Source organism: Allobosea sp. 05L423 (assembly GCF_056397745.1).
The window spans coordinates 205867-231659 of record NZ_JBFTOA010000006.1 but is presented as its reverse complement, the minus strand read 5'-3'; the positions used below and the strand labels follow the sequence as shown (position 1 = coordinate 231659).

Below are 25793 nucleotides of genomic sequence, written 5' to 3'. Positions count from 1 at the left end.
CCAGTTTTCGTCACGCACGCAGCTTGAAGCGCGAGATGCTGCCACGCAGCCCGCTCGACACCTGGTTCAGCTCGTCGATCGCAAGAGTGGATTGCTGCAGGGATTCGACGGTCTGCTGCGCGGCTTCGCTGAGCTGCGCCAGCGCCTCGCTGATCTGGCCCGCACCGGTCGCCTGTGCCTGCATGCCTTCGTTCGCCACTTCGAAACGCGGCACCAGCCCCTGCACCTGTTCGATGATCTCCGACAGCTGTCCGCCGACCTGCTGGACATCCTGCATGCCGCGCCGGACCTCCTCGGAGAACTTGTCCATGCCCATCACGCCGGCGGCGACGGCCGACTGGATGTCCTTGACGATCTGCTCGATGTCGTAGGTCGAGACGGCGGTCTGGTCGGCGAGGCGGCGGATTTCGGTCGCCACGACGGCGAACCCGCGCCCGTACTGCCCGGCCTTCTCCGCCTCGATGGCCGCATTGAGCGACAGCAGGTTGGTCTGGTCGGCGACCTTGGTGATGGTGGTGACGACCTGATTGATGTTGCCGGCCTTCTCGCTGAGGATCGCGAGCTTGGCGTTGATCGCGCCGGCCGCTTCCATCACCTGCTGCATCGTGGTTTCCATCCGCGCGAGGCCCGCCTGGCCGCCGCCGGCGAGCGTGGCGGTCTGCTCGGCCACTGCCGAAACCTCGTCCATGGTGCGCACCAGCTCGTTCGACGTCGCCGAAATTTCCTTGGACGTCGCGCCGATCTCCGTCGTGGTCGCGGCGATCTCGCTGGCGGTCGCCTGCTGCTCCTTCGATGTCGCGGCGACTTCGGTGATCGAGGTGTTGACCTGGATACTCGACTTCTGGATCTGGCCGATCAGTCCGGCGAGGTCGTCGGCCATGGCGTTGACGCCATCCGCCAGCGTGCTGAACTCGTCGCGCCGGTCCAGTTCGAGCCTTTCGCTGAAATCGCCCCGCCGCATCACATCGACGATGCCCAGCAACCTGCCGAGCGGAATGGTGATCGCCCTGAACAGCAGGTAGCCGCAGAGGATCGCGAGGCCCAGCGCGACGACGAAGGCGACGAGCAACCCGAACTCGGCGGCGCGGACGATGCGGACGATGCTGCGGGTCGAGTCGTCTGCCTCGGCCTTGTTGAATTCCATCATGCTCTGGAAGGCGCTGCCGAGCCGCACCGCGAGCGGCTCGATCTGGTCCTTCACCATCGTGCTCTGATCGATCGCCTGCCCATTGGTGGCCGCGAGCTTTGAGGCCGCGAGCATCGCGTCCTCGATCGGCACATATTGCTCGAACAGCCGCACCGCCTCGGCGTAGTTCTTGCGATCCTCGTCGGAGTCGATGGTGGGTTGATACGCTTTCAGCAGGGAGCGCACCTTCTCCCTGCTCGCGAGGATGGCATCGCTCGCGCGGGTCCTTTCCGCCGCCGTGTCCGAAAGCTGGAATTCGCGGATGAGGCCGCGGGCTCCGGTCCAGGCCGTGGTCAACTGCGCGCTGTAATAAAGACCGGGCACCGTGTTGGTCTCGACGGTCAGCGCCTCGCGCTCGGTCTGCAGGAACCAGACATAGCTGAGCGCCGCGATGGCAGACATCACGGCCATCACTGCGGCGAAGCTGAGCAGGATACGGCGGCGTATCGTCAGGCTCTTCATGATTCAATCTCTCATCGAGGTGCAGTTGGGGCTCCCCGATCGCGCTTGCGCGGACGCGCGGACGGAACGCCCCGAAACATCGTTAGCGCGGAGTTATTTCCCGACTGTTGAAGAGCACCGCTACGATTCGAAGAACCGCCTTGGCGTCGAGTCGGCCGCTATTGCCGGCGTTCCCGCAGGAAATCGGCTGCCTGATAGCGCCAGTAGGTCAGCTGGACCGCGGCGGTGCCGAACGGGCCGCCGTTCCAGGCGAGGCCAAATGGAGCGAACAGCTTGAAGCGATCGCTCGCGCCCCGGATCGCCTCCGCGATGACGGTGCCGCCGACTGCCGTCGTGTTCATGCCGTGGCCGCCGAAGGCGGTGCAGTACCAGACGCCCGGACGGTACTGCCCGATCTGCGGCATCAGATGGCGCGCATAGGACATCAGGCCCGACCAGGCGAGCTCGACCTTGAGTTCCGAAAGCTGCGGATAGGTCGTGACCATCTCGCGCCGCAGGAGCGCGGCGATATCGCGCGGCTCGGTCGTGCGCGTGGTGATCCGGCCGCCCCAGAGGATGCGGGAGCCACCTTCGACGAGCCGGTAATAGTCGCCGGCGCGCCGGTCGTCGCCGACGCCCGCGCTGGTGCGGATAGCCTCGCGGATCCGCTCCGGCGCCGCCTCGGTCAGCAGAACATAGGTCGCGATCGGCAGAAAGGCGCGCTTTAGCGGCGCGAACAGGCCGCCGGTATAGCCGCCCGTCGTGAAGAGAACCTGCTCGGCCTCGATGGTTGCCTGCGCCGTGCGCAAGCGCTTCACAGGCCCTTCCAGCTCGCAGGACAGGACCGGCGAGCCCTCATGGATTGCGCCGCCGAGCCGCGTGATCTCGCGGGCGAGGCCGCGGGCATAGTTGAGCGGATGAAAGTGGAAGGCGTCGTCGTCGGCGATCGCCGCGTGGTATTTCGGCGAGCGCAGCAGCGCGCGCGTCTCCTCCCGGTCGAGATAGCGCAGATTGCGGCCGAACCGCTTTTTCTGCGCGTCGCGCTCCTTTTGTAGCGCCGCGCCGCCATCGTAGCGCACCACCCGCATGATGCCGGGCGAGGGCGCTGCATCGTCGATGCCGAGGCTTTCGATGTTGCGCCGGACGATGCCGACGCCTTCGAGCGTGAGCCGATAGAGTTCCTCGGCCTGCTCGCGCCCCGCCTGGCGTTCGATGGCCGAGAGCGAGGTCGCATAGCCGGCGCTGACGAAGCCGCCATTGCGTCCCGAAGCGCCCCAGGCGACACGCTGCGCCTCCAGCAGCACGACCGAGCGGCCGGACCGTGCCAGTTCGAGCGCGGCGGTCAGTCCTGCCAGTCCGCCACCGACGATGCAGATCTCCGCTTTGATCTGCCCCTCGGCAGGCGGGTAGCCGTCCGCCGAAGCGAGGGTACGGCGGTAGTAGGTATCGATATAGGAGGGGGGCATCAGGGCTCGCGGCAGGCGGAAGACGACTTCGGTGGACAGCTATACGCGATCCGCCGGCGCTCTTCAGCACAGCGGATCGCGCTTCACGCCGCGATAGCTTATTCCGCCGCTTCGGCGGTCGATGCGCCCGGCGGATCATAGGCCTGGATCGGCGGCAGATTGCCGTCGAAGCGCTCGACCTGCACCGTCGTCAACTGCCCCGTGCAACCCTGCGCCAGGGCCGAGGTGCCGATATCGCGCGTCAGGACATTCGGATTGCCGTGGACGCAGAGCGGCTTGTCCTCGTCCGGGTCGGCGGGATCGTACCAGGCGCCGGTCGGCAGCTGGACGACACCTTTGCGGATGCCGTCGGTGACGATGACGCCAGCAAGGCAGGCGCCGCGTTCGTTCGAGATGCGGATGATATCACCATCGACGATGTCGCGTGCGGCGGCATCCTCCGGATGCATGCGCGCGACCTCGCGGCCGCGAAGCTTGCCCTCGCCGCTATGACCGCCGAAATCGAACTGGCTGTGCAGCCGGGTTCGCGGCTGGTTGGCGACGAGGACGTAGGGGTTGGCCGCATCGGGAACGTTCGTCGCGCCGAGCCAGGCCGGGTGACCCAGGCAATCGGTTTCGCCGAAGCTCGCAATGGTCTCTGAAAAAATCTCGAGCTTGCCGCTCGGGGTCGGCAGCGGCGAAGCGGCCGGATCCTGCCGGAAGGCGCGCAGCTTGCCGCCATCGTCGGGCTGTTGCGGCAGCTCATAGCCTTCGCTCGCCCAGAATTCGGCGAAGGTGGGCGCCGGCAGCCCCTTCTCGGTGAGGCCGGCGCGGGTCGGCTCGTAGAGATACTCCAGCCACTGCCGCACGCTGCGGCCTTCGGTGAAGGCTTCGGCCGTGCCCAGCCGCTCCGCAAGATCGGCGAAGATGGCGTAGTCGTCGCGGGCCTCGCCATAGGGCGCGACGACCGGGTGCATCGGCACCAGCAGCGGGTCGTTGGAATTGCCGCCGATATCCTCGCGCTCCAGCGTCATCGTGCAGGGCAGCACGATGTCCGCATGGCGTGCCGTCGCCGTCCAGGCGAGTTCATGAACGACAAGCGTGTCCAGGCGGGCGAAGGCCTGCCGCAGCCGGTTGAGATCCTGATGGTGATGGAACGGGTTGCCGCCGGCCCAGTAGACCAGCTTGATCTCAGGGTAGGTCCGGGTCTGGCCGTTGTAGCGATAAGTCGTTCCCGGATTGAGCAGCATGTCGGAGATGCGTGCGACCGGGATGTAATCGCTGATCGGGTTCTTGCCCTGCGAGAAGGTCGGCATCGGTACGGCATTGTAGCGTCGGCCGTAATAGGCGATGGCGCCGAGCCCGTAGCCGTAGCCGCCGCCGGGCAGGCCGATCTGGCCGAGCGCCGCCGCCAGCACCATGCCCATCCAGACCGGCTGCTCGCCATGCTCGGCGCGCTGCAGGGCGTGCGCCACGACGATCAGCGCGCGCTTGCCGTGCAGGCGCTTCGCCAGCGCCACGATGTCCTCAGCCGGCATGCCGGTGATGGGAGCGGCCCAGGCCGCATCCTTGGGCTGCCCGTCGTTTTCGCCGAGCAGATAGCGCTCGAAGACCGGCCAGCCGACCGTGTAGCGCTCGAGGAAGGCGCGGTCATGCAGCCCGTTGACGACGAGCGTGTGGACGAGCGCCAGCATCAGCGCCGCATCGCTGCCCGGGATGTTCGCGACCCATTCCGCGCCTGCCTCGGCCGGGAGATCGCCCCGCAGCGGGCTGACCAGCACGAACTCGCAGCCGCGCTCCTGCGCGCGCTCCATCGCGCCACGCTCGACGTGGCGGCTGATGCTGCCGCCGGCGACCATGCTGTTCTTGAGCGCCATCCCACCGAAGGCGAGCACGATCTCGCTGTGATCGGCGATCTGCTCCCAGGAGACGTTGCGCTTCACCAGATCCTCGTAGTCGCCGATGATATGCGGCACGAGGACGGAAGACGCGCCCGAGGAATAGCTGTTCACCGACTTCACATAGCCGCCGGTCGAGGTGTTGAGGAAGCGGTGGATCTGGCTCTGGGCATGGTGGAAGCGGCCGGCGCTGGCCCAGCCATAGGAGCCGCCGAAGATCGCCCCGGGACCGTGATCGTCGCGCACGCGGCGCAGTTCGGCCGCGAGCTTGTCGAGCACCGCCGACCAGGACATCGGCACGTATTCGTCGCGCCCGCGGCGATCGTCCGGACCCGGCCCGTTTTCCAGCCAGCCGCGGCGCACCATCGGCTGCGCAATGCGGGCGCGGTGGCGCAGCGCCCCCGGGAAATTCTGGATAATGTCGTTCGGATCGGGATCGCCCGGATGCGGCCGCACCTCGAGCTGCCCGTCCTTCATCCGGGCCGAAAATACGCCCCAGTGCGAAGTATGCGGACGAAAGGCTTCGTTCTCGGTGGAAGCCTCGGGTGCCTGGCCGGCAGGGCTCGTCATCGCCGCGATCCTTGGAATGTTAGCTGGGAACGACGATCCGTCATCCGCCGGTCCATGACGGATCGCAAGAAAAATCCACTATCGAGCGATGCGTTGGGAGCAGACCCCTTCTGCTGGTCTTCACGAGCCTGGCGGGGCAGAGTTGGCGGCGCATCATCTGGAAGGTGTCGGGACAATGCAGGATTCCTCCGGCGACGTGGTGGTCGTCGACAGAAAGGGCGCCGTGCTGACGGTGACCATGAACCGGCCGAAGGCGCTGAATGTTCTCGACGAGACGCTGGCGGACGCGCTGCTCGCGGCATTCGAGCCGATCGCCGCGGATTCGAGCATCAGGGCGGTCGTTCTGGCCGGTGCCGGCCGTTCTTTCATGGCGGGCGGGGATCTTTCCCGCTTCCATGCCGATCTCGCGGGGGCAGCTGCGACGGCTGGCCAGCTCATCGGCCGCTTTCATGCCCTGATGCGCCTGATCAAGGCCTTGCCGCAGCCGGTGGTCGCCGCGGTGCAAGGGCCGGTCGCGGGTGGCGGCGTCGGTCTGGCGCTGGCCTGCGACTTCGTCATTGCCACACAGAGCGCGAGCTTCCTTTCAGCCTACACCAGGCTCGGAACCAACCCGGATGGCGGAACGACATGGTCGCTCGCGAGGCTGCTCGGCCCGCGGCGTGCGCTCGAATTCGTGCTGCTGAACGAGGCGATGGACGCCGAGACCGCGCTGCGCCTCGGCCTCGTCAACCGGGTGGTGCCGGACGGCGAGCTCGCGGAGGCGGTGCAGGCGATGGCCCAGCGCCTGAGCCAGTGCAGCTTCGGCGCCAACAGGGCGAGCAAGGCGCTCGTTCAGGCCGCGATGGAAGGTTCCTTCGACGCACAGCTCGATCTGGAGAAGCAGGCCTTTATTGCCAATGCCGGGACAGCCGACTTCAAGGAAGGAATTCAGGCCTTCTTCCAGAAGCGCGCGCCGCGGTTCTGACGGGCTTCCTCAGGCGGCGACAATCGCGCCTCCAGCCGGTCCAGCCCCTGCAACAACAAGGCGGCGTCGGGGCCGAGCGCGGTCAGGATCTCCGCCTCGAAGGCGAGCGCACGCGGCACGATCTCGCCATAGGCGCGCGAGCCCGCCGCCGTCAGGGTGAGGCTCTCCTCGCGCCGGTCCGCCTCGTTCTCGCGCCGTGTCAGCCAGCGACGCTCCTCGAGCGCGCGCACGGCGCGACTGACCTTGGTCTTGTGCATCGCCGAATGCGCGCCGATCGCTTTTGCGGTCATCGCGCCGAACTGGCCGATTGTCGCCAGCACCCGCCATTCAGGCACGGTCAGGTCATGGTGCGTCCCATAGACCGCTCGGAATCGCAGCGATAGCGCGGTGCTCAGCCGGTTGAACCGATAGGGAAGGAAGCGTTCGAGCGCGAGCGTCGTCATGCCTTGTTGGTTACAAAATCAACAGTTACGAAAGCAACGGTTTTTGCCGAGGGCATCGCCGGGGACCCACCGGCGACGCGCGGGTTGGGGACGCCGGCCGCTGGCGATTGCCTTGCCGCGGACCGACACCGGGAGGTCGTGATCATGAATGTCCAGAACTCCGCCACGCCGTCTGCCGGGGAGCGCAAGATCGAAAGCGCCATCCAGTCGGGCTACATGTCCGGCTTCGGGAACGGCTTCGAGACCGAGGCTCTGCCGGGCGCCTTGCCACTTGGCCGCAATTCGCCGCAGCGCTGCGCTTACGGCCTCTACGCCGAGCAGCTTTCAGGTTCGCCCTTCACCGCGCCGCGCACCACCAATGAGCGCTCCTGGCTCTACCGCATCCGGCCGACGGTGGCGCATTGGAACCGGTTCCGAAAGGCCGATATCGGGCTGTGGCGCACCGCTCCCGCCCGCGAGGTCGACCTGCCGCTTGCCCCGATGCGCTGGAGTCCGCTCCCCATCCCGTCGCAGCCGCTGTCCTTCGTCGAGGGCATCCACAGCATGACCACGGCCGGCGACGCCGGCAGCCAGGGCGGCATGGGCGCGCATGTCTATCTGGCCACGCGCTCGATGGTGGACGAGTACTTCTACAATGCCGATGGCGAGATGCTGTTCGTGCCCCAGCAGGGGGCTTTGAGGCTTTGGACCGAGTTCGGCATCATCGACATCGAGCCGGGCGAGATTGCGGTGATCCCGCGCGGGGTGAAGATCCGCGTCGAACTCAAGGACGGCCCGGCGCGCGGCTACATCTGCGAAAACTATGGCGGTGCCTTCAGCCTGCCGGAGCGCGGGCCGATCGGCGCCAACTGTCTCGCCAATCCCCGCGATTTCCTCACGCCCGTCGCAGCTTTTGAGGATCGCGACGCAGCTTCCAGAATGTTCGTAAAATGGGGCGGCAATCTCTGGGTCGCCGACATCGCGCATTCGCCACTCGATGTCGTCGCCTGGCACGGCAATTACGCGCCCTACAAATACGATCTGCGGAAATATTCGCCGGTCGGGCCGGTTCTATACGACCATGCCGATCCGTCGATCTTCACGGTGCTGACCTCGCCGTCGGAAACGCCTGGAACCGCCAATATCGATTTCGTCATCTTCTCCGATCGCTGGCTGGTGGCCGAGAACACGTTCCGCCCGCCCTGGTACCATATGAACGTGATGAGCGAGTTCATGGGGCTGGTCTACGGCGTCTACGACGCCAAGACCGGCGGCGGCTTCGTGCCGGGCGGCATCTCGCTGCACAACATGATGCTGCCGCATGGGCCCGACGTCGACGCCTTCGAGCGCGCCAGCAATGTCGAGCTGAAGCCGCACAAGCTGGAGGGGACGCTCGCCTTCATGTTCGAGACCCGGTTTCCGCAGCAGGTCACGGCGTTCGCCGCCGGGTCCAATGCCTTTCAGAAAGACTACGGCGGCTACGGCCATAAGCTCACGAAACACTTCGATCCGAGCCGGCCATAGCAGATGGGCAGCGGATCAACGCCCCGTAAGGAACCGCCTCCGTTTCCTGGTCGGCGCGCTCGGCCGCGCAAGCTGCTGTCGCTTGACATCGACCATGCCCAAGCGCCTGATCGGCCCAGGCCGACTACCCCCGACTTGGGCGGTTAGCACCCTCAGTTTCCGCGCCGCGCGCGGACGATCGGCTTGGATGTGAAACCGACGGTGGAAGAGTACACGGTGGCGATGCCGTGGTACGAACCTGAGGATTTTCCTGTCCTTTGGGAGCTTGCCCAGGACCGCTCCGAGATGCCGCCGCGCTATGAGGACTGGCGGCGGAGTGCGGAGACCGTGATGAATGCCTGGCTTGCCAGAGGGCGGGCCTTGCAGATCGTCACGATTCGGCCGGGGCCTTTCGTGGCCTGGCTCGAGGCGCGGCACCTTCCGAACACGGCCGAGATCCGCCGCCGCTATGTCGAGGATCTCGCGACCCGCGATCACGACGCGGCTTGATATCCTTGGCCTCCGAGCGGCCAGCGGCGTGCATGCTGTGATCGCCTTCGCGCAGCTCGGTGGCGGCGGTGAGAATATCGGCACATGGGTATCGAGATTCGCCCGCTCAGGCCGCGGGGCTTCTTCGAGATGGCCATCATCTGGGGGGCCGGCCGCTTCCGTTCGGCAGTGGCGGTGGATTTCGCCGAACAGGTACGGTCCGCGGCGCCCGTCTATGCCGATGAAGCTTCTGTCGCTTCAGCGCGATCCGCCAAGGAGTAGGCCGGGAGCCAAGCGGCCGCTTGTTTGTCGGCTACGCGATTTGCCGGTTTGCGATGGGGCGCTCGCGGCATCCACCGCCCGTGTTTCGCTATTCGTGCGACACGGATCACATGATCTTTGCTTCGAGGGCGCATCATTGCGGCTCGGCACCTTGGGGGGCGGCAAGATAAGCCGGCCTTGCTCATGAAGGGCAATGCGCAGCTTGCGCTCGTCGGCTCCGGTCTGACGGAATGCGCTGGACGATGTAGACGATGGAAAAGGAGTTCCGGCTGATGGGGGCGCCGAAGCGCACCACCATCGGCGCTCGCCATCGTTCACGACAACGGCGAGCCATAGCCCCATAACGTCAGCTAAGGCGCTGACAAACCACCACTCTGGTAGATGAGTGGTGCCCAGGAGAGGACTCGAACCTCCACGCCCTTGCAGGCGCCAGCACCTGAAGCTGGTGCGTCTACCAATTCCGCCACCTGGGCAACGGCGGTTCGTTTACGGGGGCCGAGTCGTCCTGTCAACGGGCCTGCATCAACGAAATGCATTCGGCTGGCCGCAGCCTGTGGAAAGCGTCTCGGCCCGGAATATCGGGTTACCCGGAAAGCCACGCGGAAAGGGGAAGGAATGCCCGAAGAACCGAACCGGCCTAGGGCGAAAGGCCGCATCTTCCGGACCAGTGCATGTTCGGCGCAAAAGGGATTTCCACTTTGGCGGAACATGATCTAGGAGGGCAGAAGCATTCTAAACGGAGCTCCCGCGATGGCCCTTCAAGCCCCGGCTCAGCAACTCGTCACGGTTTTCGGTGGTTCCGGATTCGTCGGCCGCCACGTCGTGCGGGCGCTCGTCAAGCGCGGCTATCGGGTGCGGGTCGCGGTGCGCCGCCCGGACCTCGCAGGTTTCCTGCAGCCGATCGGCACTGTCGGCCAGATCCATGCCGTGCAGGCCAATCTGCGCTATCCCGCCTCGGTTGCCGCTGCCGTGAAGGGCGCTGACGCCGTCATCAACCTCGTCGGCATCATGCAAGAGCAGGGGCGCCAGAGCTTCCTGGCCGTGCAGGCGAACGGTGCACGCGCCGTGGCCCAGGCCTGCGCTGCCGCAGGCATCACCCGGCTGGTCCATGTCTCGGCGCTCGGCGCGGTTGCCGAATCGGCCTCGACCTATGCCCGCACCAAGGCCGAGGGCGAGGCCGCCGTGTTCGCCGCCGTGCCAGGCGCGGTCGTGCTGCGGCCTTCCGTGATGTTCGGACCGGAGGACACCTTCTTCAACCGCTTCGCCTCGATGGCGCGGATGCTGCCGGTGCTGCCGCTGGTCGGCGATGGCGCGACGAAGTTCCAGCCGGCCTTCGTCGGCGACGTCGCCGAGGTGGCGGCGCGTGCGGTCGATGGCACGGTGCAGGGCGGGCGCGTCTACGAGCTTGGCGGCCCGGAGGTCATGAGCCTGCGCCAGGTCCTCGAGGAGGTCTGCCGCGTGACTGGCCGCAAGCGCCTGCTGGCGCCGCTGCCTTTCCCGCTGGCGCGGATCATGGGCAGCGTGCTGCAGGTGCTGGACACGCTGACGCTCGGTCTGATTCCTGACGAGCTGGTCCTGACCCGTGATCAGGTGACGCTGCTGCAAAGCGACAACGTCGTCTCCTCGGCCGCGGCCAAGGAAGGCCGGGACTTCGCCGGGATTGGCATTGCTCCGACTTCGGTCGAGGCGATCATCTCCTCCTATCTCTGGCGCTTCCGCAAGGCCGGCCAGTTCGACACTGCCCGGGCGAGCTGAGCGGCAGCGCCGGGAGGCGACGATGCCGTTCGATCTCGTCATCTACGATTGCGACGGCACGCTGATCGATAGCGAGACGCTCTACAGCGAGGTCAGTCTCGTGCTCTGCCACGAGATCGGCCTGACGCAGTGGACGATCGAGGATTATAACGCGCATCTCGTCGGCATTCCGCTTGCCGATGGCTTCAAGGTGATCGAAGCGGCGCTCGGCCGCCGGCTGCCGGCCGATTTCGAGAGCAGAATCGAGGACGGCGTGGCTGCCCGGCTCGAACGCGAGCTGCGGGCGCTGCCGGGGGTGCGGGAGGCGTTGCCTCTGCTCGCCGGGCGCCGTTGCGTTGCTTCCTCGACCAGCCTCGAACCGTTGCGGCGCAACCTCGGCCTCGCCGGCCTTCTCGACCTGTTCGATCCGCATGTCTTTTCGGCGTCGCAGGTCGCCCGCGGCAAGCCGGCGCCTGACGTCTTCCTCTTCGCCGCTGCGCAGATGGTTGTTCAGCCGGCAAATTGCCTCGTCCTGGAGGATTCCGTGCCGGGCGTGCAGGCTGCGCGGGCGGCGGGCATGCAGGTGGTGGGCTTCACCGGAACGGCCCATGACAAGCCGCGTATGCGCGATCGCCTGCTGGCTGCAGGGGCCACTGGCGTGATCGACACCTATCGGGACTGGCCGGGCGAGGCGGCGCGGCTCGCGGAGCTCCACGCCGCCTGAGGCGCCCGGCTTTCAGATCGCCATGCGTCCCACGGGCGCATAGCGATCTATCGCTTTGTCAGAACATCGGATTCTGCCGAAAAGTGGATTCCACTTTTCGGTCCGCTGCTAGAGCATGCTCGGCAGCACGCGATCCGGCGGCTTGTGGCCGTCCATGAAGGTCTTGATGTTGACGATGACCTTCTCGCCCATGTCGGCGCGGCCCTCATGGGTGGCCGAGCCCATATGCGGGAGGACGACGACCTTGTGCTGGCGGGCGAGCTTGAGCAGTCGCGGATTGACGGCGGGCTCGCTCTCGAACACGTCGAGGCCCGCGCCGGCGAGTTCTCCGGCTTCCAGCATGCGGGCGAGCGCCGTCTCGTCGACGATCTCGCCGCGTGCGGTGTTCACCAGGATCGCGTCCGGCTTCATCAGCTTGAGGCGGCGCGCCGAGAGCAGGTGATAGGTTGCCGGCGTATGCGGGCAGTTCACCGAGACGATATCCATCCGCGCCAGCATCTGGTCGAGCGAATCCCAGTAGGTTGCATCGAGCCTCTCCTCGGTGCGCGGATCGACCCGGCGGCGGTTGTGATAGTGGATCGACAGGCCGAAGGCGGCGGCGCGCTTCGCCACGGCCTGGCCGATGCGTCCCATGCCGACGATCCCGAGGCGCTTGCCGGTGATGCGCCGGCCAAGCATCCAGGTCGGCGACCAGCCGGCCCAGTCGTCGTCGGGGATGACGCGGGCGCCCTCGGCGATCCGGCGCGCCACGGCAAGGATCAGCGCGATCGTCATGTCGGCGGTGTCGTCGGTCAGCACGCCGGGCGTGTTGGTGACGGTGATGCCGCGCTGCACGGCGCTGGCGACGTCGATATTGTCGACGCCGTTGCCGAAATTGGCGATGAGCCGGAGCTGGTCCCCGGCCTGCGCGATGATGGCGGCGTCGATCTTGTCGGTGACTGTCGGGACCAGCACGTCGGCGGTCTTCACGGCTTCGACGAGGGCGGCCTGCGACATCGGCTTGTCATCGATGTTGAGCCTGGCGTCGAACAGCTCGCGCATTCGGGTTTCCACCACCGCGGGCAGCTTGCGCGTCACCACGACCAGGGGTTTCTTCTTCGACATGCCGGTCACCCTTCCGTCATCCGTATTCGCCGCGGCCTTCAACCAGCCATTAACCCTGCTGGCCCAGGAATGGAGCGGTTGCGCAGCCCCGTATGAGTTGTCTATGCGGCGGCGMAGCGGAAGACAACTTGACCCTTCGCCGGGGGCAGGGTGCCGAACAGGGAGAACGGCGGATGAAGGTTACGACGATGCGCCAAATCGCCCTGATCGGCGCACTCTTCATCGGTTCGTCGCTCACCGCCGCCGCGCAGGACATGCAAGCGGGCTCCGTCACGGGCCTTCCGGTGCCGCGCTATGTCAGCCTAAAGACGGACCGGGTGAATTTGCGCGAGGGGCCGTCGAAGGAGCATCGCACCCGCTGGGTCTATCAGCGCGCCGGGCTGCCGGTCGAGGTGACGGCGGAATTCGAGACCTGGCGCCGCGTGCGCGATGCCGACGGCACCGAGGGCTGGGTGCTGCACAGCCTGCTTTCCGGACGCCGCACTGCGCTCGTGGCGCCGTGGTCCCGGAACAAGGACGAGGTGTTCCCGATGCGTAGCAGCGCATCGGAGGACGCGAACGTGGTCGCCCGGCTGCAGGCGGGGGTCGTCACGAATGTCAACTCCTGCGCCAATGCCTGGTGCCGCGTCAGCGTCGGCAACATCATCGGCTTTATCCGCCAGGAGCGCCTCTGGGGCGTCTATCCGAACGAAAAGGTTGACTGAGACGGGCGGGCAGTCGGGGCTACTGCCGGGTTAGCGTCATCAGCGGCCGGCCGCCCCGGTCGAGCAAGGCGAGCCGCCCCGTGCGACGCTCGATGCTCCAGCGATGTACCCGCTCGAGAGTCTTCAGGAAGCGCTGCTCCTGATTCATCACGTCGGGTGCGCAGGCCATCATCGTCGAGACCATGCGCGAGAACCGGATCGTCCGGCCCCGGACGGTCGCGTTGCCGCCAAACCCGTTGCAGCCGCCGCGTCCGGACACTCTGCCATCGTCGGCGATGGTGATGGCGGTCGTGATCGAAGCCGGTGTCTCGGCGCCGCCGAGACTGGCGAGGCGCCAGCTCCCGATAGGGGAGGAGGCCGGTGTGGCCGGCTGATCCTGCGCCGCCACGCGCTGGACCCAGATTTCGGTCTGGTCCGGCCCGCCTGCAAAGACGCCGTGTCGTTCCGTGGTGGTGAAGAGCAGCTGTCCCCGATCGAGGATGCGTGCCTGCAGCGCGTAGCTGCGCCGCGGTTCGATCTGCTGCGAATCGAAATGCAGGGTCCAGGGCGCCGGGATGCGCCGTCCGGAGACACGGGTTTCGGCGATGGTGCGAGCCGGCGCGTCGGCCAGGGAGACATCGAGGAGCTTGACCTCGACGATCGCGCTCGGTGGCAGCAGCATGCGCTCGCGATAGGACACGGTGCCGCTCAGCGTCCGCGGCGCCGCGACAGCGGGAATGGAGGGAAGAGCCGCGGCGAAAGCCAGCCCCGCGAAGGTCCGCCGCGAGATCAGGGGGCGGAGAGAGCGCATCGTCATCGACCTTTCAAGCGAAAGGAGGCCGGCTCAGCCGTCAATCTTGCGCAGCCGCACCACGACGTCGACGCGTGCGATTTGGTAGCCCTCGGGCGGTGTCGGCAGGCTGGCGACGTCGATCTCCTGCGCCGGGATATCGATGACCCGGTTCTCGCCTTCCACGACGAAATGGTGATGCTCGTGATCGGCCGTGTCGAAATAGGCCTTGGCGCCGTCGAGCGTCAGTTCGCGCAGGAGACCTGCCTCGGTGAACTGGCGCAGCGTGTTGTAGATCGTCGCGAGCGAGACCGGGATCCGCTCCTTCATCGCCTCTTCATAGAGCATCTCGGCGCTGACATGGCGCTGGCCCTTGGCGAAGAGCACCCAGCCGAGCGAAACGCGCTGGCGGGTTGGCCGCAGGCCGACACGCCGCAACTTCTGCCGGACATCGTGGAAGGGGCAGCCCTGCCGCACAACCAAGCCGTCGCCCTGGTTTTGCGAAGTCAGATCGCTCATGCCAATTCTCGTTCTCGTGTCTTTGTTCGCAACGGGCGCCCGCAGCTCCGCCGGTTTATTGAAATCATCCTAAAGAAATGTAGGACCTCAGCTTCACCGTCGCAAGCACGACACCGACTTCCTAGCGGATGAAGGCCCTGTCCGCTTTGATCTGGCGCATGGCTGCGGCTGTTTTTGACGCTGGCGTGTGGGTCGGCGCGCCTGCGCCCTTTCGTTTCGGGTTCCCGCTGTGTTAGGCACGGCGCAGAATATGCCGTGCCGAATCCAGCCGGCGCAAAGGAGCGGAACGGGAATGCAGCGTCAGTCGTCTTTCAGCTACGAGGAGATCCTCGCCTGTGGCCGCGGGGAACTGTTCGGGCCGGGCAACGCGCAGCTGCCGCTGCCGCCGATGCTGATGTTCGACCGCATCACCGAGATCGCCGAAGAGGGCGGTGAGCACGGCAAGGGCCTCGTCCGTGCCGAGTTCGACATCAAGCCCGACCTCTGGTTCTTCGATTGCCATTTCAAGGGTGATCCGGTGATGCCGGGCTGCCTCGGCCTCGATGCGCTCTGGCAGCTCACCGGCTTCTTCCTTGGCTGGCTCGGCCTGCCGGGCCGCGGCCGCGCGCTCGGCGTCGGCGAGGTGAAGTTCGCCGATCAGGTGCTGCCGACGGTCAAGCGGGTCGTCTATGGCGTCGACTTCAAGCGCGTCTTCAAGTCGAAGCTCGTGCTCGGCATTGCCGATGGCTGGCTCGAGGCGGACGGCAAGCGCATCTATACGGTCAGCGACATGCGCGTCGGCCTGTTCAAGCCGGAATCGGCCTGAGGAAAAACGCACCGCGACCTTGCGCGCTGCTGCTGCGAGGTCCATTTGCGCGGTACGAATCCAGAGCGGCGGGCCAGCCCGCCGCGTGCTCACAGCTGGAGTGAAGCGAGCATGAGACGCGTCGTCGTCACCGGGATGGGCATCGTCTCGTCCATCGGCAACAACACGCAGGAGGTCCTGGCCTCGCTGCACGAAGCGAAATCGGGCATTTCCCATGTCGCCGACTTCGCCGCGCACGGCTTCCGCAGCCAGGTCGCGGGCGTTCCCACGCTCGATCCTGCGACCGTGCTCGACCGGCGTGCCATGCGTTTCCACGGCGGCGGTTCGGCCTGGAATCAGGTCGCGATGGAGCAGGCGATCGTCGATGCCGGGCTCGAACCGGCCGAAGTCAGCAACGAGCGGACCGGCATCGTCATGGGCTCGGGCGGTCCCTCGACCCGCGCGCTGATCGACGCCTATGACAAGGCCCGCGAGAGCGGCTCCTCCAAGAAGGTCGGCCCCTTCGCCGTGCCGAAGGGCATGTCCTCGACCGCCTCGGCCACGCTCGCGACCTGGTTCAAGATCAAGGGCGTCAACTATTCGATCTCCTCGGCCTGCGCGACCTCCAACCACTGCATCGGCAATGCCTACGAGCTGATCCAGTGGGGCAAGCAGGACATGATCTTCGCCGGTGGCTGCGAGGAGCTGGACTGGACGCTCTCCGTCCTCTTCGACGCCATGGGCGCGATGTCCTCCGACTTCAACGATCGGCCGTCGGTCGCCTCCCGTGCCTATGACGTCCGGCGCGACGGCTTCGTCATCGCCGGCGGCGCTGGCGTCGTCGTGCTGGAAGAGCTGGAGCACGCCAAGGCGCGCGGCGCCAAGATCTATGGCGAGATCGTCGGTTATGGCGCGACCTCGGACGGCTACGACATGGTCGCCCCCTCGGGCGAGGGCGCGGAGCGCTGCATGCGCATGGCGCTGCAGGGTGTGAAGGCCAAGGTCGACTACATCAATCCGCACGGCACCTCGACCCCGGTCGGCGACGCCAAGGAAATCGAGGCGATCCGCGCCGTGTTCGGCGCCGGCGAGAAGAGCCCGCCGATCTCCGCGACAAAGTCGCTCACCGGCCACTCGCTCGGCGCGACCGGCGTGCAGGAGGCGATCTACTCGCTGCTGATGCTCAACAATGATTTCATCTGCGAGAGCGCCCATATCGAGGAGCTCGACCCCGCCTTTGCCGACATGCCGATCGTGCGCAAGCGCATCGACAATGCCGGACTCGGCTGCGTCCTCTCGAACTCCTTCGGTTTCGGCGGCACCAACGCCACCATCGTGATGAAGCGCCTGGAGGCCTGAGGCCGCCATGCTCTTCATGGTGATCGAGCATTTCGATCAGGCCCGCGTGAAGGATGTCTACGCCCGCTTCCATGAGCGCGGGCGTATGGCGCCGGAAGGCTTGCGCTACGTCGAAAGCTGGGTCGCCGCCGATCTGGGACGCTGCTTCCAGATCATGGAATGCGACGATGTCGCTCTGCTGCAGGAATGGGTTCTGCGGTGGAGCGATCTTGCCCGCTTCGAGATCGTCCCTGTAGCGGCGTCGAAGGCGGCGGCTGCCGCGGTGCTGAAATCCTAGTTGTGCTGCGTCACGTTCGCCGCCCGTGCAACGGGCGTGCAATCCGCAGATGCCGTTCAGGCTTGACGAGCCAGAGTTGCCGAGCGTTTTCCTCCTCTCCCGCCATCCGACCCGTTCCTGAAGATCTCTCTCAGAGTGTGCCATGCTCCCGCTGATGCATAACAAGCGCGGCCTCATCATGGGCGTCGCCAACCAGAACTCGATTGCCTGGGGCATTGCCCGCACCCTTCACGCGCATGGTGCCGAGGTCGCTTTCACCTATCAGGGCGATGCGCTGGGCAAGCGCGTCCGCCCGCTGGCGGAAAGCCTCGGCTCGAATCTGGTCATCCCCTGCGACGTCGAGGACATCGCTTCCGTCGACGCGGCCTTTGCGGCTCTCGACGAGGCCTGGGGTGGCGATCCCGAGCGCAGCACGCTCGACTTCGTCGTCCACGCCATCGGCTTCTCCGACAAGAACGAGCTCAAGGGGCTCTATGCCGACACCTCGCGCGAGAACTTCTCGCGCACCATGGTGATCTCCTGCTTCTCCTTCACCGAGATCGCCAAGCGCGCCGCGGACCGCATGCCGAAGGGCGGCAGCATGATCACGCTGACCTATGGCGGCTCGACCCGGATCATGCCGAACTACAATGTCATGGGCGTGGCCAAGGCGGCGCTCGAGGCGAGCGTGCGCTATCTCGCCGGTGACTACGGCCCGCGCGGCATCCGCGTGAACGCTCTCTCGCCCGGGCCGGTGCGGACGCTGGCCGGTGCCGGCATCTCGGATGCGCGCGCCATGCTGTCCTGGCAGCGGGCCAACTCGCCGCTGCGCAAATCCGTCTCGCTCGATGAGATCGGCGGCTCGGCTCTATACTATCTTTCTGACCTGTCGGGTGGTGTAACAGGCGACATCCACCACATCGACGCCGGCTATCACATCACTTCGATGCCGACGCTCGACAGCCTGCGCGCCGCCGACAGCGGCAACGGGGAGTAGACGGAACCCTGCGGCGGGACCATCGTTCTCCCCGGATCGGAAGGAGGACGTGCGATGGCCCTGGTCAAGTACGAGATCGTCGAGCACGATGGCGGGTGGGCCTATAAGGTCGGCGACGTGTTGTCGGAAACCTTCCGTTCGCATGAGGCGGCGCTGAAGGCCGCCACGCGGGCGGCGGCACGTCAGATGGTCGCCGGCCACACCGATGGCATCGTCTATCAGGACAAGGACGGCCAGTGGCACCAGGAACTGGCCGATGGCCACGACCGGCCCGCGACCGAGGTCATCGACGAGCCCTAGAGGCGGTGCGCTTCGCCTCCGATCCAAGCCGATCAGGCCGGGAGCGTCTCTGGGGCACGCGCCGATCGAACCGAAACGCGATCGGATGCGGCTTCAGCGCGCGGTGAAGAAGGTCAGCAGCACCTTGCTGTTCTCGCCGAGGAGGCAGAGAAAACGGCGGGGCTTGTCGGAGCGGTCGGTCCGGAGATAGGCCTCACCCATCACGATGCGCGTAACCGGAATGGTCTCGATCTTCGATTCCGACACTGCGACCGTGGTGCCGTCCTCGTCGATATAGATGTCCTTGATCTCCGGCTCCCTGGCGTGGAGCGTCTGGAGCGCCGCTGCCTTGCAGGTCGCGATTTCCGGCGTGGCCGGCTTCTCGCTCTTCGGTGGGACTTCTTGTGCGAAGGCGGAAGCCGATAGCGCGGTGGAGATCAGAACGGCGGCGAGGCAGCGGAGCATGCAGAAGCACTCACATCGATAATGGAGAGTGCTGAACGCTTCAGGAGGCCGTCGGTTCAAAAAAGAAAGCCCGCCGATAGGCGGGCTTTCGTAGGAGAGGGCTCAGAGACCGAGCTTCTTCTTGCGCTGGCCCAGCGTGCGCAGGCGCAGAGCGTTGAGCTTGATGAAGCCTGCCGCGTCGCGGTGGTCATAGGCCACGGCGCCTTCCTCGAAGGTGACGAGGTCCTGATCGTAGAGCGAGTAGTCGCTAGAGCGGCCGATGACGTGGACGCCGCCCTTGTAGAGCTTGAGGCGGACGTCGCCGGTGACGAATTCCTGGCTCTTGTCGATCAGCGCCTGCAGCATCTCGCGCTCCGGCGAGAACCAGAAGCCGTTATAGATCAGCTCGGCGTACTGCGGCATGATCTGGTCCTTGAGATGCGCCGCGCCGCGGTCGAGCGTGATCGATTCGATGGCGCGATGGGCCGCATGCAGGATCGTGCCGCCGGGCGTCTCATACATGCCGCGGCTCTTCATGCCGACGAAGCGGTTCTCGACGAGGTCGAGCCGGCCGATGCCGTTGTCGCGGCCGAGATCGTTGAGCTTGGCGAGCAGCGTCGCCGGCGAGAGTTTCTCGCCGTCGATCGCGACCGCGTCGCCCTTCTCGAAGGAGACCGTGACGATCGTCGGGGTGTCCGGCGCGTCCTCCGGCGAGATCGTGCGCGAATAGACGTAATCGGGCACCTCGACCGCCGGATCCTCCAGCACACGGCCTTCCGAGGACGCGTGCAGCAGGTTGGCGTCGACGGAGAAGGGGGCCTCGCCGCGCTTGTTCTTGGCGATCGGGATCTGGTGCTGCTCGGCGAAGGCGATGAGCTGCTCGCGCGAGCGCAGATCCCATTCCCGCCAAGGCGCGATAACGACGACATCGGGCTTCAACGCATAGGCGGTGAGCTCGAAGCGGACCTGGTCGTTGCCCTTGCCGGTGGCGCCGTGGGAGACGGCGTCGGCGCCGGTCTTCTCGGCGATCTCGATCAGCTTCTTGGCGATCAGCGGCCGCGCGATCGAGGTTCCCAGCAGATAGACGCCCTCATAGGCGGCATTCGCCCGGAACATCGGGAAGACGTAGTCGCGCACGAATTCCTCGCGCAGGTCCTCGATATAGATGTTCTCCGGCTTGATACCGAGCAGCAGCGCCTTGTCGCGGGCAGGGCCGAGCTCCTCACCCTGACCGAGATCGGCCGTGAAGGTCACGACCTCGCATCGATAGGTGGTCTGCAGCCATTTGAGGATGATCGAGGTGTCGAGTCCGCCGGAGTAGGCGAGGACGACCTTCTTCACGCTGCTGTCAGCCATCTGATCAATTTCCTGCTGGCGGCCCGCGGGCCGCGTTTCGGACGCAATGGCGCACTATCGCAGGGTTCGGGGCGAAGCAATCGGAACCTTCTGATCGATCCCGCGTCGTCCTGTGATGGGTCGGCGTTGGCGACGGCGTCGTCCCACTTTCCGATAGCGCCCGTTCGCGGCGCTTGCGGTCGTGCTTCGGAGGGCGCAGGCTCATCGATGCGCGACACGAGATGACGACCTGTTCGGAGGCTGAATGCCGAATCGTCCCGTTCTGGACTTCTGGTATGAGTTCGCGTCGCCCTATTCCTGCCTGAGTGCACTCAGAATCGAGAAGCTGGCCGAGGAGGCCGGTGTCTCCTTGCGCTGGCGGCCTTTCCTGCTGGGGCCGATCTTTGCTGCGCAGGGTTGGAACAGCTCGCCCTTCGCACTCTTCCCCAGCAAGGGCCGTTACATGTGGCGCGACACGGCTCGGCGCGCCCGGCGGCAGGGGTTCAGCTTCATCAAGCCCGACAATTTTCCCCAGAATTCGCTGACCGCGACGCGGTTGGCGCTGGCCGGCCGCGAAGCGGGGTGGACGCCGGTCTTTTCGCGGGCTCTGTTCCGGGCCCAGTTCTGCGAAGGCAAGAACATCGCGGAGGAAGCCGTATTGACGGCGGCGCTGAAGGAGGCCGGCAGCGATCCCAATGTCGCGCTGCCGCTGTCGCGCAGCGAGGAGGTCAAGGGCCGGCTCAAAGCCGAGATCGAATATGCCAAGTCCATCGGCATCTTCGGCGCGCCCTTCTTCGTCGCCGGCGATGGTGAATTGTTCTGGGGCGACGATCGGTTGGAGGAAGCGCTCGAATGGGCGCAGGACGGGCGCTGAAATCGTGATCGTGGATCGCCGCCGGCTCCTGGCGGCGGGCGCAGGTTTCTTTCTGGCTCCCGCTGCGCTGGCGCGCCCGTCCCTGTCCGGCGACGCGCCGGGCTACGATATGCGCGAACTCAGCGCCGTGCCCAATGAGCCTGCCATCGGCCGCCGCTATTGGTCTCCGGGTCTGAACGAAGGCTACATTCCCCAGGGCCTGACGGTCTATCGCGACGAGATCCTGATCGCCGCCTATCGCAGCAGCGAGCGTGATCAGGACAATGGTCCGTCCCAGCTCTTTCGCCTGTCCCGCACCGATGGGCGTTTGCTCGGTAGCTTCGCCTTGCCGGCGACCTACGGCCATCCGGGTGGCCTCGCCATGGTCAAGGACACGCTGTTCGTTGCCAATTCGGGACGTCTGCTCGCGCTCGATTTTAAGGAATCCTGCCGCGTTGGCGAATGCGTGCCGCTGAAGGAGGCGCGCGTCGACAAGGCGATGGGACCTTCGTTCCTTGCTGCATCCGGCGACAGGCTCTGGTTCGGTCCCTTCCGCCGCGAGGGCATGCCTAGCCTCCATGCCGTGCCGGTCGCCCGGGTGCTGTCCGGGAGCGAGGCGGCGATCGGCCTCGCGGATGCGGCGGCGACCATCCCGCTGCCGCTCCTCGCGCAGGGCGCGACCTTCGGCGATGACGGGAGCATCTGGATATCGCAGAGCGCCGGCAATCGACCCGCATACCTGTCGAGGCTCGACAGCCGCACCGGCGCCGTCCTGGCGCGTTACGCGGCCCCCGGCGGCATCGAAGACCTCGGCCGCGCGCCGGACGGCAAGCTCTGGGCGGTCAGCGAGGCCGGGACGCAGCGCTGGAACCGCTGGAGCACCTTCTATCCGCTCGTTTTCGAGATCGACCCCGCGAAGCTGGTCGTCGCCTGATCAGCCTTGGCCGGGCGCTGCCGGCGGGCGGGACCAGGGGCCGCGCGCCGCCGTCTCCTCCACCATGGTCTGCAGGTCCTGACGTTCGGCGAGCTTGGGCGGGTGCGGCGGCATCTCCGGCATGCGTCCGCCCGCTGTCTCGATCAGCGCCTGCACGCGCTTGGTGACGGAAGGGTGGGTCGAGAACAGATCGGCGAAATCGTCGGGGTCGTTCTCGAAGCACATGTCCATCACGCCGGAGGGAATGCCGTCGATGTCGGCCCGGCCGGAAATCTTGAGCAGGGCCGAGATCATCGCATCCGGGTTCTTGGTCAGCTCGACCGCTCCGGCATCGGCCAGATATTCGCGCGACCGCGACAGAGACAGCCGGATCAGTACGGCCAGGAACCAGGAAATCGCGATCACCGCGACGCCGATGACGATCGCCAGCCCGTTGCCCTTCTTGGAATCGTCCGACGAAACCCTGATCCTGCTGCGGCCGAAACCGCGGAACACGATCTCGCCGATGAAGGAGACCACGCCGGCGATCACCACCGCGACCACCATCAGCCGGACATCGCCGTTGCGGATATGGGTCAGCTCATGGGCGAGCACCGCCTCGACCTCGGCGTCGTTGAGCTGTGCCAGCAAGCCGCTGGTGACGGTCACGGTGAACTGCTTGTCGTTCACGCCGCTGGCGAAGGCGTTGAGCGCATCGCTCTCCATGATGGCGAGCCTGGGCATCGACAGGCCGCGCGAGATGCAGAGATTCTCCAGCATCCGGTAGAGCTTGGGGTTGTCCGCCTGCGTGATGCCCCTGGCGCCGGTCACCGCGCCGATCAGCGCGACATTGATGCGGAAGCCGACGAAGATCCAGAGGATCGTCGCCAGCGTGATGAAGGGAAACCAGGAGCGGAAGATGCGGTTCGCCTCGCCGAAGACGGTTTGCCCGCGCGGCACGCCGCCATAGCCATACGCGATCAGCAGCAGGCCCCAGGCGGTGAGGTAGACGAGCAGGAAGAGCCCGGCGATCAGGAGGTTGGACCTGATCCGGTTGTTGCGCTGATGGGTATAGAGCCCGAAGGCCTGAGCCATCGCTCGCGCTCCCCCTGCCTGCCGCCGGCAGTCTTGCGCTAGAACTTCACGCTCGGCGCGACCTCGATCTGGGCACGCGCGGTCTCGCCGACATCGAAGAATTCGCGCTGCGTGAAGCCCATCTGCGGGGCGAACAGCACGGCCGGGAAGGCCTGGATCGCCGCGTTGAACTCGCCGACCGCATTGTTGAAGAAGCGCCGCGCCGCCGCGAGCTTGTCCTCGACATTGCCGAGATCCACCTGCAGCTGCTGGAAGTTCGCGCTGGCCTTGAGGTCGGGATAAGCCTCGCCCAGCGCCAGCAGCCGCCCGACGGCACCGGAAAGCTGCTGCTCGGCGGCCGCCTTGTCGTGCACGCCGCTGGCGCCCTGGGCGGCGTTGCGGGCGGCGATCACCGCGTCGAGCGTCGACTTCTCATGTGTCGCATACCCCTTTACCGTCTCGACGAGGTTGGGGATCAGGTCGTGGCGCTGCTTGAGCTGGACGTCGATGTCGGCGAAGGCCTGGTTGACGCGCTGCCGCATCGTCACGAGCCCGTTATAGGTCATGATCGCATAGACGACGAGGGCCACGATCAGCCCGAGTATGACCCAGCCCATGCAAAGCTCCCCTTGTGCCGGCCCTAGAGCATGCACACTGGCACGGCCGGAGACCTCGGAAAAGCGGCAGAAAGCTTGCTCTGACGACCGGAGTGGATTACATCGCCCTTGTCCGAAGGGCCGTGATCGATCATGCGCCGGGGGCGGTCTTCGAGACCTGCTCCCGTTTCGTGCTGGAAGCGGGCCCTTTGGATACGGATCGAACCGGCGGCATGGCGCCTCCGGCCCCGAGTATATCGGGGCGGGATTCCTCCGAGAGGAGAAGCTGACGGTAGCGGTCCGGAACGCAACACCAGCCCAGGCGCCCAAGCCGGACATCCGCGGGATACGCGGCCGGCTCCCAGGAGATTACATGTCTGCAGTTGAAAGCTACAGCGCGGGTCGCGAGGATTTCGCCGCCCTGCTCGAAGAGTCCTTCACCCGGAACGAGGCCCTCGAAGGCTCCGTCATCAAGGGCAAGGTCGTCGCCATCGAGAAGGATATGGCGATCATCGACGTCGGTCTGAAGACCGAAGGTCGCGTCGCGCTCAAGGAATTCACCGGCCCCGGCCGTGAGCAGGAACTGAACGTCGGCGACGAGGTCGAGGTCTATCTGGACCGGATCGAGAACGCGCTCGGCGAAGCCGTCATCTCGCGCGACAAGGCTCGTCGCGAAGAGAGCTGGGTCAAGCTCGAGAAGGCCTTCGAGGCCCGCGAGAAGGTCACCGGCATGATCTTCAACACCGTCAAGGGCGGCTACACCGTCGACCTCGACGGCGCCGTGGCCTTCCTGCCGCGCTCGCAGGTCGACATCCGCCCGATCCGCGACGTTGGCCCGCTGATGGGCCAGCCGCAGCCCTTCGAGATCCTCAAGATGGATCGTCGCCGCGGCAACATCGTCGTGTCGCGCCGCACCGTCCTCGAAGAGACCCGCGCCGAGGCTCGCTCCGAGCTCGTCGCCTCGCTCGAAGAGGGCCAGGTCATCGACGGCGTCGTCAAGAACATCACCGAATACGGTGCGTTCGTTGACCTCGGCGGCATCGACGGCCTGCTGCACGTCACCGACATGGCGTGGCGCCGCGTGAACCATCCGTCCGAGGTCGTGACCATCGGCCAGACGGTCAAGGTCAAGATCATCAAGATCAACCAGGACACGCACCGCATCTCGCTCGGCATCAAGCAGCTGCTGGCCGATCCGTGGGATGGCATTGCCGAGCGTTACCCGGTCGGCACCCGCCTCAAGGGCCGCGTGACCAACATCACGGACTACGGCGCGTTCGTCGAAGTGGAGCCGGGCATCGAAGGCCTGATCCACGTCTCCGAGATGTCCTGGACCAAGAAGAACGTCCACCCCGGCAAGATCGTCTCGACCTCGCAGGAAGTCGACGTCGCGATCCTCGAGGTCGATCCGGTCAAGCGCCGCATCTCGCTCGGCCTCAAGCAGACCCTGCGCAACCCGTGGGAGCTCTTCGCGGAGCAGCACCCGTCGGGCTCGACGGTCGAGGGCGAGGTCAAGAACAAGACCGAGTTCGGCCTGTTCCTGGGTCTCGAAGGCGATATCGACGGCATGATCCATCTCTCGGATCTCGACTGGAACCGTCCGGGCGAGCAGGTCATCGAGGAATACAAGAAGGGCGACGTCCTGCAGGCCGTCGTTCTCGATGTGGACGTCGAGAAGGAGCGTATCTCGCTCGGCCTGAAGCAGCTCGGCGGCGATCCCTTCGTGGATGCCGGCGAGTTCAAGAAGGGTCAGATCGTCACCTGTGAGGTGGTTGAGGTGAAGGAGTCGGGTCTCGACGTTAAGATCGCCGACACCGACATGATGACCTTCATCAAGCGCGCCGAGCTGGCCCGCGATCGCTCCGAGCAGCGCCCCGAGCGCTTCGCGGCCGGCGAGCGCATCGACGCCCGCGTCGTGCTCTTCGACAAGAAGGCCCGCAAGATCCAGGTCTCGGTCAAGGCTCTGGAGATGGCTGAGGAGAAGGAGGCGATCGCCCAGTTCGGTTCGTCCGACTCCGGCGCCTCGCTCGGCGACATTCTGGGCGCCGCGCTCAAGAAGGCCACCGACAAGAAGTGAGGTTTCGGCCGCGGAAGCGGCCGGCCTTCGAATTCGGCCCGCGCGGAGAAATCCGCGCGGGCTTTTGTTTCG

At 66.1% G+C, this 25793-nt stretch carries 25 protein-coding genes and 1 tRNA gene; 14 read left to right on the top strand and 12 right to left on the bottom strand.

From position 1 onward, the window contains the following. Positions 1–10 precede the first annotated feature (10 nt). The 3 genes from AC1DNE_RS17155 to AC1DNE_RS17145 form a co-directional block, all read right to left on the bottom strand. Positions 11–1648: a methyl-accepting chemotaxis protein gene (locus AC1DNE_RS17155; RefSeq protein ID WP_441471568.1), complete on the bottom strand. Its 1638-nt coding sequence runs from the start codon at positions 1646–1648 to the stop codon at positions 11–13. Positions 1649–1806: 158 nt separating this feature from the next. Then, entirely contained in the window at positions 1807–3093 is a 1287-nt protein-coding gene (locus AC1DNE_RS17150) for an NAD(P)/FAD-dependent oxidoreductase (RefSeq protein ID WP_441471567.1), read from the bottom strand. A 98-nt stretch (positions 3094–3191) separates the two neighbouring features. Next, positions 3192–5540, bottom strand: coding sequence for a molybdopterin guanine dinucleotide-containing S/N-oxide reductase (locus AC1DNE_RS17145; protein ID WP_441471566.1), 2349 nt, complete (start codon positions 5538–5540; stop codon positions 3192–3194). A gap of 175 nt (positions 5541–5715) precedes the next feature. On the opposite strand from AC1DNE_RS17145, the gene AC1DNE_RS17140 reads away from it, so the two are divergent. After that, positions 5716–6504: an enoyl-CoA hydratase/isomerase family protein gene (locus tag AC1DNE_RS17140; protein WP_441471565.1), complete on the top strand. Its 789-nt coding sequence runs from the start codon at positions 5716–5718 to the stop codon at positions 6502–6504. Here the strand turns inward: AC1DNE_RS17140 and AC1DNE_RS17135 are convergent. Then, positions 6468–6947, bottom strand: coding sequence for a MarR family winged helix-turn-helix transcriptional regulator (locus AC1DNE_RS17135; protein WP_441471564.1), 480 nt, complete (start codon positions 6945–6947; stop codon positions 6468–6470). The genes AC1DNE_RS17140 and AC1DNE_RS17135 overlap by 37 nt on opposite strands. A gap of 144 nt (positions 6948–7091) precedes the next feature. On the opposite strand from AC1DNE_RS17135, the gene hmgA reads away from it, so the two are divergent. Together hmgA and AC1DNE_RS17125 are read left to right on the top strand one after the other, a co-directional pair. Then, the gene (hmgA, locus tag AC1DNE_RS17130; protein WP_441471563.1) at positions 7092–8450 is read left to right on the top strand and encodes a homogentisate 1,2-dioxygenase; all 1359 of its coding nucleotides are present in this window, start codon (positions 7092–7094) and stop codon (positions 8448–8450) included. Positions 8451–8633: 183 nt separating this feature from the next. Continuing rightward, positions 8634–8939 carry a hypothetical protein gene (locus tag AC1DNE_RS17125; RefSeq protein ID WP_441471562.1) on the top strand — a complete coding sequence of 102 codons (306 nt, stop codon included), beginning with the start codon at positions 8634–8636 and terminating at the stop codon, positions 8937–8939. A gap of 647 nt (positions 8940–9586) precedes the next feature. On the opposite strand, the gene AC1DNE_RS17120 is transcribed toward AC1DNE_RS17125, so the two are convergent. After that, a tRNA-Leu gene (locus AC1DNE_RS17120) sits at positions 9587–9673 on the bottom strand. Positions 9674–9950: 277 nt separating this feature from the next. Here AC1DNE_RS17120 and AC1DNE_RS17115 point away from each other — a divergent pair. Continuing rightward, the gene (locus tag AC1DNE_RS17115; RefSeq protein WP_441471561.1) at positions 9951–10955 is read left to right on the top strand and encodes a complex I NDUFA9 subunit family protein; all 1005 of its coding nucleotides are present in this window, start codon (positions 9951–9953) and stop codon (positions 10953–10955) included. Positions 10956–10977: 22 nt separating this feature from the next. Next, the gene (locus tag AC1DNE_RS17110; protein WP_441471560.1) at positions 10978–11658 is read left to right on the top strand and encodes an HAD family hydrolase; all 681 of its coding nucleotides are present in this window, start codon (positions 10978–10980) and stop codon (positions 11656–11658) included. 108 nt (positions 11659–11766) lie between these two features. Here the strand turns inward: AC1DNE_RS17110 and AC1DNE_RS17105 are convergent, their stop codons facing one another. Then, a complete protein-coding gene (locus AC1DNE_RS17105; protein ID WP_441471559.1) occupies positions 11767–12762 on the bottom strand; it encodes a 2-hydroxyacid dehydrogenase in 996 nt (331 codons plus the stop codon). A gap of 173 nt (positions 12763–12935) precedes the next feature. Between AC1DNE_RS17105 and AC1DNE_RS17100 the strand changes: the two genes are divergently transcribed. After that, the gene (locus AC1DNE_RS17100; RefSeq protein ID WP_441471558.1) at positions 12936–13466 is read left to right on the top strand and encodes an SH3 domain-containing protein; all 531 of its coding nucleotides are present in this window, start codon (positions 12936–12938) and stop codon (positions 13464–13466) included. Positions 13467–13485: 19 nt separating this feature from the next. On the opposite strand, the gene AC1DNE_RS17095 is transcribed toward AC1DNE_RS17100, so the two are convergent. Next, positions 13486–14262, bottom strand: coding sequence for an META domain-containing protein (locus AC1DNE_RS17095; RefSeq protein WP_441471557.1), 777 nt, complete (start codon positions 14260–14262; stop codon positions 13486–13488). A gap of 27 nt (positions 14263–14289) precedes the next feature. Continuing rightward, positions 14290–14754: an iron response transcriptional regulator IrrA gene (gene irrA, locus AC1DNE_RS17090; protein WP_441471556.1), complete on the bottom strand. Its 465-nt coding sequence runs from the start codon at positions 14752–14754 to the stop codon at positions 14290–14292. Between the two features lie 292 nt (positions 14755–15046). On the opposite strand from irrA, the gene fabA reads away from it, so the two are divergent. The 5 genes from fabA (at position 15047) to AC1DNE_RS17065 (ending at position 18450) form a co-directional block, all read left to right on the top strand. After that, the gene (fabA, locus tag AC1DNE_RS17085) at positions 15047–15559 is read left to right on the top strand and encodes a 3-hydroxyacyl-[acyl-carrier-protein] dehydratase FabA (RefSeq protein ID WP_476766838.1); all 513 of its coding nucleotides are present in this window, start codon (positions 15047–15049) and stop codon (positions 15557–15559) included. Positions 15560–15670: 111 nt separating this feature from the next. Next, positions 15671–16897, top strand: coding sequence for a beta-ketoacyl-ACP synthase I (fabB, locus tag AC1DNE_RS17080; RefSeq protein ID WP_441471554.1), 1227 nt, complete (start codon positions 15671–15673; stop codon positions 16895–16897). 7 nt (positions 16898–16904) lie between these two features. Beyond that, complete coding sequence (locus AC1DNE_RS17075) at positions 16905–17174, top strand: DUF3303 domain-containing protein (RefSeq protein ID WP_441471553.1); 270 nt, start codon at positions 16905–16907, stop codon at positions 17172–17174. 142 nt (positions 17175–17316) lie between these two features. After that, positions 17317–18150 (top strand): enoyl-ACP reductase FabI, encoded by an 834-nt coding sequence (fabI, locus tag AC1DNE_RS17070; RefSeq protein ID WP_441471552.1) that lies wholly within the window; start codon positions 17317–17319, stop codon positions 18148–18150. A gap of 54 nt (positions 18151–18204) precedes the next feature. Continuing rightward, positions 18205–18450: a DUF2188 domain-containing protein gene (locus AC1DNE_RS17065; protein ID WP_441471551.1), complete on the top strand. Its 246-nt coding sequence runs from the start codon at positions 18205–18207 to the stop codon at positions 18448–18450. Between the two features lie 93 nt (positions 18451–18543). Here AC1DNE_RS17065 and AC1DNE_RS17060 read toward each other — a convergent pair whose 3' ends face one another. Both AC1DNE_RS17060 and AC1DNE_RS17055 read right to left on the bottom strand, forming a co-directional pair. After that, positions 18544–18894 carry a hypothetical protein gene (locus AC1DNE_RS17060; protein WP_441471550.1) on the bottom strand — a complete coding sequence of 117 codons (351 nt, stop codon included), beginning with the start codon at positions 18892–18894 and terminating at the stop codon, positions 18544–18546. 102 nt (positions 18895–18996) lie between these two features. After that, entirely contained in the window at positions 18997–20229 is a 1233-nt protein-coding gene (locus AC1DNE_RS17055) for an argininosuccinate synthase (RefSeq protein ID WP_441471549.1), read from the bottom strand. A 244-nt stretch (positions 20230–20473) separates the two neighbouring features. Between AC1DNE_RS17055 and AC1DNE_RS17050 the strand changes: the two genes are divergently transcribed. Both AC1DNE_RS17050 and AC1DNE_RS17045 read left to right on the top strand, forming a co-directional pair. Next, positions 20474–21082: a 2-hydroxychromene-2-carboxylate isomerase gene (locus AC1DNE_RS17050; protein WP_441471548.1), complete on the top strand. Its 609-nt coding sequence runs from the start codon at positions 20474–20476 to the stop codon at positions 21080–21082. Positions 21083–21086: 4 nt separating this feature from the next. Then, the gene (locus AC1DNE_RS17045) at positions 21087–21995 is read left to right on the top strand and encodes an NHL repeat-containing protein (protein WP_441471547.1); all 909 of its coding nucleotides are present in this window, start codon (positions 21087–21089) and stop codon (positions 21993–21995) included. Here AC1DNE_RS17045 and AC1DNE_RS17040 read toward each other — a convergent pair whose 3' ends face one another. Together AC1DNE_RS17040 and AC1DNE_RS17035 are read right to left on the bottom strand one after the other, a co-directional pair. Beyond that, positions 21996–23069 carry a M48 family metallopeptidase gene (locus tag AC1DNE_RS17040; RefSeq protein WP_441471546.1) on the bottom strand — a complete coding sequence of 358 codons (1074 nt, stop codon included), beginning with the start codon at positions 23067–23069 and terminating at the stop codon, positions 21996–21998. Positions 23070–23107: 38 nt separating this feature from the next. Next, positions 23108–23665: a LemA family protein gene (locus AC1DNE_RS17035; protein ID WP_441471545.1), complete on the bottom strand. Its 558-nt coding sequence runs from the start codon at positions 23663–23665 to the stop codon at positions 23108–23110. Between the two features lie 352 nt (positions 23666–24017). Here AC1DNE_RS17035 and rpsA point away from each other — a divergent pair, with 352 nt between their 5' ends. Next, the gene (rpsA, locus tag AC1DNE_RS17030; RefSeq protein ID WP_441471544.1) at positions 24018–25721 is read left to right on the top strand and encodes a 30S ribosomal protein S1; all 1704 of its coding nucleotides are present in this window, start codon (positions 24018–24020) and stop codon (positions 25719–25721) included. Positions 25722–25793 lie beyond the last annotated feature (72 nt).

What these genes read in the sequence shown, in the direction of transcription:
- AC1DNE_RS17115 (WP_441471561.1), top strand. Translation starts at nt 9,951, where the DNA reads ATGGCCCTTCAAGCCCCGGCTCAGCAACTCGTCACGGTTTTCGGTGGT.
- AC1DNE_RS17060 (WP_441471550.1), bottom strand. Translation starts at nt 18,894, where the DNA reads ATGCTCCGCTGCCTCGCCGCCGTTCTGATCTCCACCGCGCTATCGGCT.
- rpsA (WP_441471544.1), top strand. Translation starts at nt 24,018, where the DNA reads ATGTCTGCAGTTGAAAGCTACAGCGCGGGTCGCGAGGATTTCGCCGCC.
- AC1DNE_RS17040 (WP_441471546.1), bottom strand. Translation starts at nt 23,069, where the DNA reads ATGGCTCAGGCCTTCGGGCTCTATACCCATCAGCGCAACAACCGGATC.
- irrA (WP_441471556.1), bottom strand. Translation starts at nt 14,754, where the DNA reads ATGAGCGATCTGACTTCGCAAAACCAGGGCGACGGCTTGGTTGTGCGG.
- AC1DNE_RS17055 (WP_441471549.1), bottom strand. Translation starts at nt 20,229, where the DNA reads ATGGCTGACAGCAGCGTGAAGAAGGTCGTCCTCGCCTACTCCGGCGGA.
- AC1DNE_RS17155 (WP_441471568.1), bottom strand. Translation starts at nt 1,648, where the DNA reads ATGAAGAGCCTGACGATACGCCGCCGTATCCTGCTCAGCTTCGCCGCA.
- AC1DNE_RS17110 (WP_441471560.1), top strand. Translation starts at nt 10,978, where the DNA reads ATGCCGTTCGATCTCGTCATCTACGATTGCGACGGCACGCTGATCGAT.
- AC1DNE_RS17150 (WP_441471567.1), bottom strand. Translation starts at nt 3,093, where the DNA reads ATGCCCCCCTCCTATATCGATACCTACTACCGCCGTACCCTCGCTTCG.
- AC1DNE_RS17100 (WP_441471558.1), top strand. Translation starts at nt 12,936, where the DNA reads ATGAAGGTTACGACGATGCGCCAAATCGCCCTGATCGGCGCACTCTTC.
- AC1DNE_RS17075 (WP_441471553.1), top strand. Translation starts at nt 16,905, where the DNA reads ATGCTCTTCATGGTGATCGAGCATTTCGATCAGGCCCGCGTGAAGGAT.
- AC1DNE_RS17140 (WP_441471565.1), top strand. Translation starts at nt 5,716, where the DNA reads ATGCAGGATTCCTCCGGCGACGTGGTGGTCGTCGACAGAAAGGGCGCC.
- fabI (WP_441471552.1), top strand. Translation starts at nt 17,317, where the DNA reads ATGCTCCCGCTGATGCATAACAAGCGCGGCCTCATCATGGGCGTCGCC.
- fabA (WP_476766838.1), top strand. Translation starts at nt 15,047, where the DNA reads ATGCAGCGTCAGTCGTCTTTCAGCTACGAGGAGATCCTCGCCTGTGGC.
- AC1DNE_RS17095 (WP_441471557.1), bottom strand. Translation starts at nt 14,262, where the DNA reads ATGACGATGCGCTCTCTCCGCCCCCTGATCTCGCGGCGGACCTTCGCG.
- AC1DNE_RS17050 (WP_441471548.1), top strand. Translation starts at nt 20,474, where the DNA reads ATGCCGAATCGTCCCGTTCTGGACTTCTGGTATGAGTTCGCGTCGCCC.
- AC1DNE_RS17145 (WP_441471566.1), bottom strand. Translation starts at nt 5,540, where the DNA reads ATGACGAGCCCTGCCGGCCAGGCACCCGAGGCTTCCACCGAGAACGAA.
- AC1DNE_RS17035 (WP_441471545.1), bottom strand. Translation starts at nt 23,665, where the DNA reads ATGGGCTGGGTCATACTCGGGCTGATCGTGGCCCTCGTCGTCTATGCG.
- AC1DNE_RS17135 (WP_441471564.1), bottom strand. Translation starts at nt 6,947, where the DNA reads ATGACGACGCTCGCGCTCGAACGCTTCCTTCCCTATCGGTTCAACCGG.
- fabB (WP_441471554.1), top strand. Translation starts at nt 15,671, where the DNA reads ATGAGACGCGTCGTCGTCACCGGGATGGGCATCGTCTCGTCCATCGGC.
- AC1DNE_RS17105 (WP_441471559.1), bottom strand. Translation starts at nt 12,762, where the DNA reads ATGTCGAAGAAGAAACCCCTGGTCGTGGTGACGCGCAAGCTGCCCGCG.
- hmgA (WP_441471563.1), top strand. Translation starts at nt 7,092, where the DNA reads ATGAATGTCCAGAACTCCGCCACGCCGTCTGCCGGGGAGCGCAAGATC.
- AC1DNE_RS17065 (WP_441471551.1), top strand. Translation starts at nt 18,205, where the DNA reads ATGGCCCTGGTCAAGTACGAGATCGTCGAGCACGATGGCGGGTGGGCC.